Below are 12,395 nucleotides of genomic sequence, written 5' to 3'. Positions count from 1 at the left end.
TAATAATAAAGCATTAGAAGAAATTGAGAAAAATGATTGTAATCACTCCAGGAGTGTTAACTAATTACCACTTTTGTAGCTCACCTTAAGTGAGGTTTCCTTCACTGTTTTATCAATTAAATTGATAATATCCATTCTTAAACACTCTTAATATTTTCTAAAACATATTACCTTACACCAAATTTTGAAAACCATCATGAAAAATAAATCTTACCTCTATTTAATAACCGCTGTATCAGCTCTGGGCGGTTTACTTTTTGGATACGATACCGGAGTTATCAATGGATCTCAATACTATTTTAGCCAGCATTTTGACCTGGATGCAGGAATGAAAGGCTGGGTTGTCGGGAGTGCCCTCATCGGATGTTTTTTTGGTGCGATCATAGCCGGCCCGTTAAGTAAAGCAGCTGGTCGAAAATATTCACTTATTGTTTCTGCCATTTTATTCTCTGTTTCGGCATGGGGCTCTGGTTTACCGGAATTTTTGCCACAATCAGTTTCCCTATTGGTGGTCTTCCGAATATTAGGAGGACTTGGGATCGGTATTGCTTCTATGAATGCGCCAACTTATATTGCTGAGATAGCGCCGGCCAAGATCAGGGGAACTCTGGTAACTTATTACCAGCTTGCCATAGTTATCGGTTTCTTTGTAGTATTCCTCGCGACCTATTTTATTGGAAATTCAGCGACCGAAGCTGAAAACATTGAAAGAGGATGGAGACTTATGCTATGGTCTGAATTGATCCCTAGTTTGTTGTTCCTGATCTTGTTATTCTTTGTTCCGAAGAGTCCGAGATGGTTGGCTTTAAACGGTGAAAATCCTCAAGCACTTTCAGTTTTGAAGCGTATTCACGGGGATGAAATGGCCAAAATTGAATTTAAAGAGATCGAGAATTCCATCGAAAAAGAAAAATCTAAGGTAAAAGTTAGCATTTTCGCCAAAGGAATTTTCTCGATCATTGTAATTGGTACTGTACTTTCCGCCTTGCAACAGTTCACAGGGATCAACGCCGTACTTTATTACGGAGCAGATATCTTTGAACAGGCACTTGGCTTCGGAAAAGATGACATCCTGGAGCAGCAAGTCTTACTGGCTGCTGTAAACCTCATCTTTACCTTTGTAGCGATGGCGACCGTTGACCGCTTCGGAAGAAAACCATTACTTTACATAGGTTCCGTAGGAATGATCACCGGATTCGTCCTTTTAGGATCTACCTTAATGACGGGGTCTGTAGGTTTGTTATCCCTAATTGGAGTTTTAGTATTTATCGCGTCTTTCGCAATGTCTATGGGACCTGTAGTTTGGGTGATCCTTTCAGAAATGTTCCCGAATAACATCCGAAGTATAGCAATGTCCATCGCAGTAGCAGCACAATGGGCCGCAAACTATCTGGTTACTCAAACCTTCCCGATGGTTGCCGAAAGTGAAGCTAATATGGGAGAATTCTGGAGCGGATCTCTTCCTTATTTCATCTTTTCAGGTTTTATCCTGATCATCATCCTGTTCACCATCAAGTTTATTCCTGAAACTAAAGGGAAATCCCTGGAGGAACTGGAAGATATGTGGGACATCCCTGAAGAAGTAAAAGCTAACTAAGAAAATTTAATCTAAACAGAACAGCCCGGCCTTAAGCCGGGCTGTTGTTTTTTTAAAGTTGTTTTAATCTGGTGCGCCGGCTTTTTTCATAGTCATTTCATCGCTTTTTTCCTTCCGGCTCCCTGAGGTGGGATCAGGCCGATTATTACCCAATACAAATGCCGCCAACGGAATTACTGTTGCAGCCAGCACTAATAAGTAAAGTCCGTACTCCACAGAAGAAAGAATGCCCGAATCAAGATCTATGATCTCCCAGATCCCGATACCGGCCGCAAGTATTGCAGCTGCAAGAGAAATGTAAAGCTTTAATCCTTCTAACGGAACCGATCGCTTACCCATGAAAGAAAGGATAAAGGGTATGGATAAAATCGCCAAGGTGATCCAACCAGAATGATCTATTCCAATTGAATATCCCAGAATCGGCATTTTTACCCAGGGCATAAAAGCAGCTAACATCCCTATTCCGCTTAAGATCGAAATTCCTAATCGTTGATCGTTCATAATCAATAAATTTACACCTCTAATTTAAGAAGAAATCCGTCTCTTCCATAATATACTTGGCCCCTCATATTCTTTTGAACCAATTATTATCATTAAATTCATGTCCTGAAAAGGATTATTAATCACCCTACAGGCAGTTTACAGTACCAGCATTGAACAACCCTTTTAAAAAATTATTACCCGCGCAATCTTCTGTAATTGAAAAAAATGTAACAGGACTGGGGACATTTGGAGGTGTTTTCACTCCTTCCATATTGACCATACTGGGTGTTATCATGTACCTTCGTTTTGGCTGGGTAGTAGGAAATGTCGGGTTACTTGGTACTTTTCTAATTGTCACTCTTTCTGTCTCTATTACTTTTCTTACAGCCCTTTCTATATCTTCAATTGCCACAGATAAACGCGTAAGAACCGGAGGTGCGTATTATATGATCAGCCGTTCCCTGGGCATTGAAGCCGGAGGAGCGATAGGAATCCCTTTATACCTGGCCCAGGCTCTTTCTATTGCATTATACACTGTTGGTTTTGCTGAAAGTGTCGTGAATGTTTTTCCAAATCTCAATTTTAAATTAGTAGGGCTGTTAACAACCCTTGGCATTACCATTCTGGCTCTCATATCGGCTAAGACCGCCATACGGGCCCAGTATTTTATAATGGTTGGAATTGGGTTGTCTCTTCTTTCACTTCTCTTCGGAAGGCCTCTGGAGGAAACCGACATTGAAATGTGGGGAACCGTTGACAGTAATTCAGAAGGATTTTGGGTCGTCTTCGCGGTTTTCTTCCCGGCAGTTACCGGAATTATGGCCGGTGTAAACATGTCTGGAGACCTGAAGGATCCTGCTAAATCGATCCCTAAAGGTACACTCGCAGCTGTAGGTGTAGGATACCTTATTTATATGACTTTACCCGTGATCCTTGCTACCCGTGCAGACGCTTCGACCCTCATCGAGGACCCAATGATCATGCGTAAAATAGCATATTGGGGAGACGCTATCATTATAGGGGTTTGGGGAGCTACGCTTTCCAGTGCCCTCGGAAGTATTCTTGGAGCACCACGGGTTTTACAGGCCCTGGCGAGAGACCGTGTTTTACCTCAGAAACTCGATTGGCTGGGTCGTGGTAGCGGACAGGAAGACGCACCTCGCAATGGCACCATATTTACACTGGGATTGGCTTTGGTAGCGGTCTACTTCGGAAATTTAAATATCATCGCTCCAATCTTAACGATGTTCTTTTTGACGACATATGGTGTGCTCAATGCCTCTGCAGGGATTGAAAGCTTATTAAAGAGTCCGTCCTTCAGACCGGAATTTAAAGTCCACTGGATATTTTCCATTTTAGGAACCTTGGGCTGTATGGCCGTAATGTTCCTTATCAACGCTACAGCTACGGCCGTTGCTTTTGTATTTGTAGGAGTAATTTTCTTTTGGCTTCAGAATAGAGAATTGAAAACTACCTGGGGCGGGGTCAGACGAGGCTTGTGGCTGGCAGTAATAAGAAAAGGTCTACTGAACTTAGGTCAGGAAAAAGAGATCAAGAACTGGCGTCCAAATCCAATTGTTCTTTCGGGAGCTCCCACCCGACGATGGCATCTTATTGATCTTGCTTCTGCCATCACACATAATAGAGGTATCCTTACCGTGGCTACCGTATTACAGGGAAAAGATGTGACCGGTACCCAACGAAAGAGAATGGAATACAACATCCATGAGTTCCTGCTAAAACGAGGCATGCAGGGTCTGGTACGTGTGATCTCCTCTAAAGATCCCTTTTCAGGTTCAGAAGAACTGGTGAAATCTTATGGTTTAGGACCACTGGTTCCCAATACCGTAATTTTAGGGGACAGTGAAGAAGACTCCGTAAGAGAAAAGTATTGCGGTATGATCACGAAATTCCATAGCATGGAACGCAATGTGATCATAGTTCGGGCTAATAATAATCCAGTCTTTGGAAATCGCAAAAAGATCGATGTCTGGTGGGGCGGACTAAAAGGAAACGGCGGATTAATGATGATCATCTCCTATTTACTCAAGAACAGCCGTACCTGGCATGATACCGAAATAACCATTAAAATGGTTGTAGGTAATGAAAAAGCAGCGGGAGAAACCCGTAAAAACATGGAAGGTATCCTGAAAAACCTGCGAACCGGGGCCGAACTGGAAGTGATTGTTTCAAATGGAAGATCTTTTGATGAGATCCTTCACCGTTCTTCTCAAAAAGCAGACCTTATTTTGCTGGGAATGGCAATGCCAAATGATAATTTCAGAACATATTACGAAAACCTTCAACAACGCATCCACAACCTACCTACTACCCTCCTGGTACTGGCTGCCGAAGAGATCTCCTTCAGCGAAGTACTTATGCAACAGGAAACCTTTATGAGCGATTAGAAAACATAACTTCTCATAGGCTCTATTAGTAAATAAAATCGGAGAGTATATCTATTTGAACTATTCTACAACCTCAAAACTTTTAGATACAGAGAAGAATTTTCCATTTTCATCAAAACCTTCAAGTCGAATATCAAAATTCCCTGTAATATCTGAAGTATAGAATTCAATTTTAGAGTTTTCCAGTTCTGGAATCCATAACAGCTGATACCTGAAGTCTGGAACATTGGAGTTTTCTGAGGTTTCGTAATTAGGATGGAAATATAATTTTTGAAGCTCCGCAGGTTGAACCTTATAACTGTTTTGTAATGGAAATACCACTTCTGGTGTGCCTTTAGATCTTATGTCTACGACACCTTGATAAAAAGAAGGTCCATAAAAATATTTATCCCGAACAATTCTTATTTCGGATACAGTTTCAGGGTCGAGATTAAAAATCTTTTCATGTGCGTTTATTGGCTGGCCATCAAGAAGAACCAAAGGAATGCCCTCCAGAGTATTCTGAGCCGAATAATCCTGAATTACCAGCCTTGGTGATTTCCTTTTAGATCTAAAGGAAACAAACTGAATGATTTCGGTAAAAGTTTCATCCATAGTTTCAAATCTTGTATAATCGTCAAGATTATAAATTATTGGATTATTTCCGTAAAAAATCGGTCTAGGCTTAACTGGAAGTATAGAATCTTTTTTTACTTCTTTGAAGTAATTTTCAATTTGAATGTGAATGGCTTTATCGCGGAGAGTTTTAGGATTCAAGGCTGAAAAATCCAATTGCCCCCTTTCAACCCCTTCAAAGTTATATTTTAAGGTATCCAATGTGATCATCGGGTTATTTAAATTCCTGCTGGCCGCTGTCAGGAATATTTCAGAATAATCAATAGGACTTGCAATTTGAAAATTAAAAGAGCCATCTTCTTCACTTTGGAAAACACGAAATTGATCTGTTCTTCCCGGTACTGAGTAAAAAATTTTATACCTTTCATTTGCCCGATTTCCGGAACTATCCAATATTCTTCCCGAAAAGGTTCTTCCCCGATATTCAGGTGAGTTTTTAAACGAAAAATTGATTTTACTATTATTATCTCGAATAGAATTAACATTCTTCGAGACGTTAAGAGTTGAATTATCTTTCTGCCTAATAGATACCGACACCCTGTTCAAACTTTCGGCTTCTATACCATTAATGGTTAATACTCCTTTTGTTCGTGGTGCAAACTGGTCCTTAGATAATTTTAGTTCTATGCCGGAATGCAATTGCCTATTTTTATGAAAAGTTTGGTTTTGAATCTGATTAGAAGATTTTTTAAAATCAATTTTAGTGTTGAACGGATTTAAAATATATATGTCAGATTCATAAACTCCAAGGTTGCCATAATTTTCCATCCATCTGGTGTATCCAATTAATTTATAAGTACCGGTTTTTATATCGGATGGAATCAAAAAGTCTGAATATGCCGATCCGTTTTCCAGATTTAATAAGTGGTTTAATACCATTTTATTATTTGAGTCTATTAAAATAACCCGGCCTATTTTACTCAAATTAGTTGCCTTCGAGTCGGATTTATTTTGAATATACAATCTGTAAAATAATCTTTCACCCGGCATTAAAAAATTAGAATTGTAATGAATATATGCCTGCTCTTGGTATTGTTCAGGATTCTCGATGATTGGGACCTGGCTATATCCAATATGATAGGCACCAATAAATAAAATCAAAAAGTTTACTATAATTCTATTCATATTACTCTTCCCAAAAATCTGGTTTTATATTCGTGCCAAAATAATTGCAATCAACACATCTAGGGTCAATTACTACAAAGTTACCCGGAGGATCTTCATAGAAAAGTTCTACTTGATTATTTAATATTGCTTCTCTTAAAAGGTCATCTGGTAATGTATAATATTCTAGGGCACACGGCCCATAGTGGTCAGGTCTAGGATCTGTTATAGTATCAAAATAATCCGTATAACTAAAAAATAGCCGCTTTGAATCCACAGCAGCGGTAGTAAAAATGCCGATCACTTTCTCATTTTCATTAGTTTCTGAAAAAATATTCCCATTCAAAAACCCCGGTTGGTATTGAGAGAACAGGTTATCTGACTCAGACAAATTTTTAAGGGTCTGATAGATGTCAAAAATATCAGGATTTAGACGTAATTGTTTGACCAGAATACTGTAGCGATGGGCAAGTTTAGAATCAGTCTTAGGAATAAATGTTACTAAATAATTACTGAGACTTGTTTGTTCCAAATTTTCGGTACTGGAGAGAACGAGACTCCTACTCTTTTCTGTATTGTAACAAATAGTTTCTTCCCTGGCTTTTGGTACAACCTCAAACTCCCCCTCTTCATTGATAATAAGATCCAGATCTTTTTTGTAATAGGAAACGATCTTATATGTCTCCTCATATTCATATTTATAATAATTATTACTGCTTTCATCAGCACTGCTGACTAAAATGGCTACACCATCTTCACCACGAATGGTACTTTTTATGGAACGAATATTTTCGATTTTAGTTTCTTCAACGGCCTTCACTGAAGACGAAGAATAATTGCCGTTATTGGTCTCGATTTCAAGTACATAAGATTCATTTGTTAAAGTACGAAATGGTTTTTCGGAACGATATTGGCCTGAAGAATCTTCAATAAAATTGAAAATTTTCCCACTTTCGGACACGATCCTCACAATTGCATTAGAAACAGGGGAAGGACCATTCTCTTCTAACTTATAACTCCTGCTAAGTTTAATTTCCTGATACTTTTCTTGGTTTGTAATTATTCCTTCTACAACAAGAATACTTTCAAAATTTTCTGACTTTAGAGGAATCTCCTCAGTACAGGAAATGATAAGCACTCCCAGGATGAACAGAATGAAATTGGATTTAAATGGAAATCTTATTTTCAAGAATCTTAGAATTTAAAATTATATGTGATCGTTGGTACCGGTACGGCAAAAATCGAGCTTTGATACGCTTCTATTTGTCCATCCTTGGTGACAAAATAAACTGAAAAAGGATTATTTCTACCTAAAACATTATAAATGGAGATACTCCAGAAACTATGTGCCAGTTTTTCAATTTTATGATTTCCTTCAGCGTTAAAACTCAGATCAAGACGGTAATAATCAGGTATTCGAAATTTATTTCTATCACTGTAAACAACATATTCTGAATTATTATACTCATACTTACCTATAGGGTAGGTAACAGGCCTTCCAGTTTGGTATAAAAAATTAGCAGAGAAACTAAATCGCTTAGTTATTTTATAATTTAAGACGGCACTAAAATCATGAGGTTTGTCAAAATTAGATGGAAAAAATTCACCCATATTGACACGTCGACTCTGGAACTCGCTGTCTAATTTGATGAACGATCTTGAATAAGTATAGCTCAGCCAACCATTCAGATCTCCAGAGTTTTTCTTTAACAAAAATTCACCACCATATGATTGACCATTTCCAGGAATTGTTTCGGTCTCAATAAATTCATTTAAGAATAAAGCTGCCCCTGTCTTAAAATCAATTAAATTATCTGTCAATTTGAAATAACCTTCCAGGCTAATTTCATATTGGTTATCATTAAAATTTTTAAAAAGCCCCAAAGAAAACTGCTGAGCTTTTTGTGGTTTAATATGAGTGTCTGAAAGTTTATAGATATCAGTAGGAGAAACCAAAGTGTTATTGGACAAAGTATGAATATATTGCATCATACTGTTATATCCCCCTTTTAAAGAAAAATCATCAGCAAACTTATACCTTGCTGCAAACCTGTATTCTAATCCTGAATATGTCTTAATGAATTCGTTGTTATCAAAACTAGAGGTTGCAATAACACTGTTATCTGTTTTGGGCTCTCCAGTTGCATAATGATTAACCAAATCCGGGCCTAATACGTTGAACATTGAAAACCGTAGTCCTGCATTCAGCAGTAAATCTTCAGACATATTATATTCGTCAGAGAAGTATATGCCAGATTCGATACCTTTCTCCTTATTTAAATATTTGGCCTCTATGCTTGATTCTTGTCCCAATGGCTCAAGTTTACCTGGCTCGATAACATATAACTTTGTAGACATGCCATAATTCAGGTTATGGGCACTACTAATATCATGTTCAAAATCCAGACGTAATTTGGTGTCATTTATTCTAAAACTATTTAAAAAATTATCGCTAAACTGGCTTTCATACCTTATGTCAAAAGCATAATCGCTATTGGATACATTTATTGAGCTTTCAAGATCTTCATTTAATTTGCGCGAATAGGTTCCGGAAAACATTCTGTTCTGATAAGAATATAATGAGTCTGAAGTAATACTGAATTTATCACTACTATAATAGCCGGTAACACTTACATCACTTTTTTCATCGATTTGATGGGTGTAATTTGCAAGAACATCATAAAAAGAAGCCTCACTGTTACTTAAGGATTTTTCATCCAAACTTTTTAAAATCCAATCACTATATGTTGCTCTTCCTGATAAAATTAAAGACGATTTATCCTTTTTTATCGGAATTTCTAACGCTAAATTCCCAGTCACCGGACCAATTGAGCCTTCACCCGCTAATTCTTGTGTATTTCCTTTTTTAGTTCGAATATCAAAAACCGATGAAAGTCTACCACCATACCTTGCAGGAATATTACCTTTGTAAATCTCAATTCCTCCGGTAGTAAATGGATTAATTGCAGAAAAAATCCCAAAGAAGTGATTGGGATTATAGATTATACCTTGATCAAGAAGAATCAGGTTTTGATCTTCTCTTCCGCCACGAATGTTAAAGCCTAGAGCTCCTTCTCCTGCTTTTGATATTCCGGGAAGTGTTGTGGCAGCTTTTAGCAAATCACGTTCACCAAGAACAAGGGGCATGGTTTTTATACTTTGAACATCAATTTGGGAAACCCCTGTAAATGCATCCTTAATATTTCTGTCAGATTTCATATCGACTACAACCTCAGACAATTCCATGAAATTCTCCTTCAATTGAAAATTTAAGCTACCATCATTGTAAATAATAACCCTTTTGGTTAAAACATCATTGCCAAGTGATTTAGCTGTGATAAGATGACTCCCAGCCCCTAATGATATGGAATAGGTTCCATCAATATTGGTATATGTACCTTTATCCTCACCTTCTACAATTACGGCTACATTGTTTAATGGAAAACCGTTTTCGCGATTCATAACCTTTCCAGATAATTCAAAAAAATCTTTGCGAGAAGAATTGTCTTCTTTACCTATTTTATAGGTAATTATTTCTTCATCAAAAGTGTTTTCATTGTAAAATATTGGTTTTTTATCACCCTCAGATGGGAAAGATTGAGTAACAGACGTTGTATCTTTTAGAAAAAACTCATCAAATACAAGACTGTTTTGAGTGATAATAATTTTTTCATCGAGAATATAATAGTTTAATACAGTGTCTTTTAAAAGCTGTTGGAGAATATGATCAATGGTTTGATTTGAATAGGTAGCTGAAAAAGCTTTTTCAGGAAGCCAGTCTTTAAGATAATAAAACTTGAAACCAGTTTTTTGGGATATTAATTGAAAAACTTCTTTGAGATCTTTATTATGATAACTGATTTCAATACCTGTTTGTTTTTGGGCTACTCCTTTTGAGAAAAGGAAAATAAGAAAGAAACACAATATAAATTTTCTCATAATCCTTAACTGCAACTTATTTTGCTTAAAATAATCGTCAACTCCTGATAAAATTTATCCTCATTTAATTTCCTTAAGGAGCGATTTTTTTTATAAAACTCTTTTATTTCACCCTTATTTTTTGGAAACATTTCAATGAGTTCCTTTTTTGAGGCTTTAATATAATTGCCTGAAATATTTATAATTCGCTGTGTATCAATTTCTTCGAATTCATAATACATATAGGATTTATCTCTTTTCTCAAGAGGTCTGAACCTCCGCTTCTTCAACAATGAGGCGCAATCAGATTTTGCCAGAATTTCATAAAATCCATTCTCAAAAACCTTATTATCAAAAGTGACGTTTATGAATTTTTGCTGACCTACAGTAAAGTTTTCTAACAAATCATTGATCAGTTGAATGATATAGACCTGGCCATTTTCTATTTGAATTTTTGCCACTACTATATCTCGGAAAAAGTCATAACGAATGGATATTTCTGGAAATAACTGATCGTTATAGAAAAGCAATGCTTTTTGAAAATCTCTTCCTTTTAAAAAACTATGTTTATTATTTATTGTTCTGTATAGGTCACGATATTCAACACCATTAACAATCCTTTGGTTTTGGATTTGATGGAATTTATCCATTTCACTATAAAAACTCAGTACACTACCGTCCAATTGCGAACTAGCACTATAGCTTATATGAAGAAATATAAAGATTAACAGCTTTTTACCCACTTACTATCGTATTCAAAAAATTTATCAGCATTTCAAGAGCAGGGTGTTTATTCTACGCACAAATTAGGTTAAATTTATGTGAAGATAAAATAATTTTAATAAGTCAGTTATATTCTTTTAAAAGAAACAATCAAGAGTTCCCGATTAGACTTTGGAGGAATAAAATGTCGCCTGTTATTGCCCTTAGAGGCGATAAAAATGTGAGAAGTGTGAAGAGAGACATTTGTAAATTTCCTTTCAAGATATTAGGATCTTCAAGACAAATACCGGCCTTTATCCTTAAGCATCTTTTAAAGGCAGAGTAAAACTAAAAGCACTCCCTTTTCCTAATTCACTATCTACCCATATTTTTCCTCCATGTTTTTCAATGAACTCCAGGCATAACATTAACCCTAAGCCGGTACCTTTTTCTCCATTGGTTCCATAGGCAGTAAAATGCTCGGTTTTTGTGAAAATTTTAGACTTGTCCTCCTCCTTTATTCCCGTACCTTGATCTTTTACGGTGATTATAAAAGCATCATCTCTTTTCTCAGAAAAAATTTGAATAAGCTCTCCCTTTGACGAGAATTTAATGGCATTTGAGATTAAATTCCGCAACACCGTCATCAGCATATTTTTATCTGCAAAAACATATGTACTCTCCGAAATGTCAGGACTGATAATGACTTCCTTATTTTTAGACAATTCAGAAAAAAGTTCAACGGTTTGAGTGACCATAGGATTCAGATGAATTTCCTGAGGAGCAAATTTGATGTCATTTTGTTGTGATTTCGCCCAGGTCAAAAGATTCTCTAAAAGATCATAGGTAGAATTAGCAGAGGTCTGTATCACCTTTAAAATATCCCTGATCTTTTTTGTATCAGAAAGATCAAAATCAGAAAGCAATATTTCAGTTAATGTTTTAAGGCCGCCAATTGGTCCTCTTAGATCGTGTCCAATTATCGAAAATAATTTATCTTTTGTAGCATTAATTTCCTTTAACTTTTGTTCCGATCTGTTCAGTTTATCAAGTGAAATTCTATTTTCAAGTAATTTACCCAATTGATTACCCAGAGCTTTCAAAGCCTTTATCTGGGTTTGATTTAAATCTCTTGGGACACTATCTATAACACATAATGTCCCAAGAGCATTGCCTTTAGGCGACACCAGGGGTATACCGGCATAAAATATTATATTAGGATCCCTGTAAACCAAAGGGTTACCATGAAAACGTTCGTCATTTCTTGAATCAGGAACGATCATGACATTTTCGGGATCATTTATAGCATGACCACAGAAGGACTGTTCTCTAGGAGTTTCTGAGACTTCAATACCGTGATGGGATTTAAACCACTGCCTGTTTTCGTCAATTAAACTTACAAGGGATATTGGCGTACCACATATTTGAGATGCTAGAAATGTGATCTCATCAAATTCTTTTTCCGGAAGTGTGTCAAGAATGTCATATGATCTAAGGTCATTTAGTCTTTCGATCTCATTGGCAGGTATAGTAGGTTTTATCACAGTCTATTATTTATAATTTGGGTA

8 protein-coding genes are annotated in these 12,395 nt (G+C 36.7%); 2 read left to right on the top strand and 6 right to left on the bottom strand.

Annotation, left to right across the window (positions count from 1 at the left end):
• Positions 1-184 precede the first annotated feature (184 nt).
• Positions 185-1,597, top strand: a complete 1,413-nt coding sequence (locus ACFQ1G_RS12420; RefSeq protein ID WP_380740014.1) for a sugar porter family MFS transporter — start codon at positions 185-187, stop codon at positions 1,595-1,597.
• 63 nt (positions 1,598-1,660) lie between these two features.
• Here ACFQ1G_RS12420 and ACFQ1G_RS12415 read toward each other — a convergent pair whose 3' ends face one another.
• A complete protein-coding gene (locus ACFQ1G_RS12415) occupies positions 1,661-2,098 on the bottom strand; it encodes a hypothetical protein (RefSeq protein WP_380740012.1) in 438 nt (145 codons plus the stop codon).
• Positions 2,099-2,250: 152 nt separating this feature from the next.
• Here ACFQ1G_RS12415 and ACFQ1G_RS12410 point away from each other — a divergent pair, with 152 nt between their 5' ends.
• A complete protein-coding gene (locus ACFQ1G_RS12410; protein ID WP_380740011.1) occupies positions 2,251-4,488 on the top strand; it encodes a Na-K-Cl cotransporter in 2,238 nt (745 codons plus the stop codon).
• A gap of 60 nt (positions 4,489-4,548) precedes the next feature.
• Here ACFQ1G_RS12410 and ACFQ1G_RS12405 read toward each other — a convergent pair whose 3' ends face one another.
• From ACFQ1G_RS12405 to ACFQ1G_RS12385, 5 genes are all read right to left on the bottom strand, one after another.
• Positions 4,549-6,066, bottom strand: a complete 1,518-nt coding sequence (locus tag ACFQ1G_RS12405; RefSeq protein ID WP_380740009.1) for a hypothetical protein — start codon at positions 6,064-6,066, stop codon at positions 4,549-4,551.
• 163 nt (positions 6,067-6,229) lie between these two features.
• Positions 6,230-7,396 carry a DUF4249 domain-containing protein gene (locus ACFQ1G_RS12400; protein ID WP_380740007.1) on the bottom strand — a complete coding sequence of 389 codons (1,167 nt, stop codon included), beginning with the start codon at positions 7,394-7,396 and terminating at the stop codon, positions 6,230-6,232.
• 5 nt (positions 7,397-7,401) lie between these two features.
• Positions 7,402-10,146: a carboxypeptidase-like regulatory domain-containing protein gene (locus ACFQ1G_RS12395; RefSeq protein ID WP_380740006.1), complete on the bottom strand. Its 2,745-nt coding sequence runs from the start codon at positions 10,144-10,146 to the stop codon at positions 7,402-7,404.
• A 5-nt stretch (positions 10,147-10,151) separates the two neighbouring features.
• Complete coding sequence (locus ACFQ1G_RS12390; RefSeq protein ID WP_380740004.1) at positions 10,152-10,868, bottom strand: hypothetical protein; 717 nt, start codon at positions 10,866-10,868, stop codon at positions 10,152-10,154.
• Positions 10,869-11,147: 279 nt separating this feature from the next.
• Positions 11,148-12,371 (bottom strand): GAF domain-containing sensor histidine kinase, encoded by a 1,224-nt coding sequence (locus ACFQ1G_RS12385; RefSeq protein WP_380740003.1) that lies wholly within the window; start codon positions 12,369-12,371, stop codon positions 11,148-11,150.
• Positions 12,372-12,395: the final 24 nt, after the last annotated feature.

The sequence above is a fragment of the Salinimicrobium gaetbulicola genome (genome assembly GCF_042676025.1).
GTDB classification, from domain to species: Bacteria; Bacteroidota; Bacteroidia; order Flavobacteriales; family Flavobacteriaceae; genus Salinimicrobium; species Salinimicrobium gaetbulicola.
This window is presented reverse-complemented; position numbering and strand designations above follow the sequence as displayed.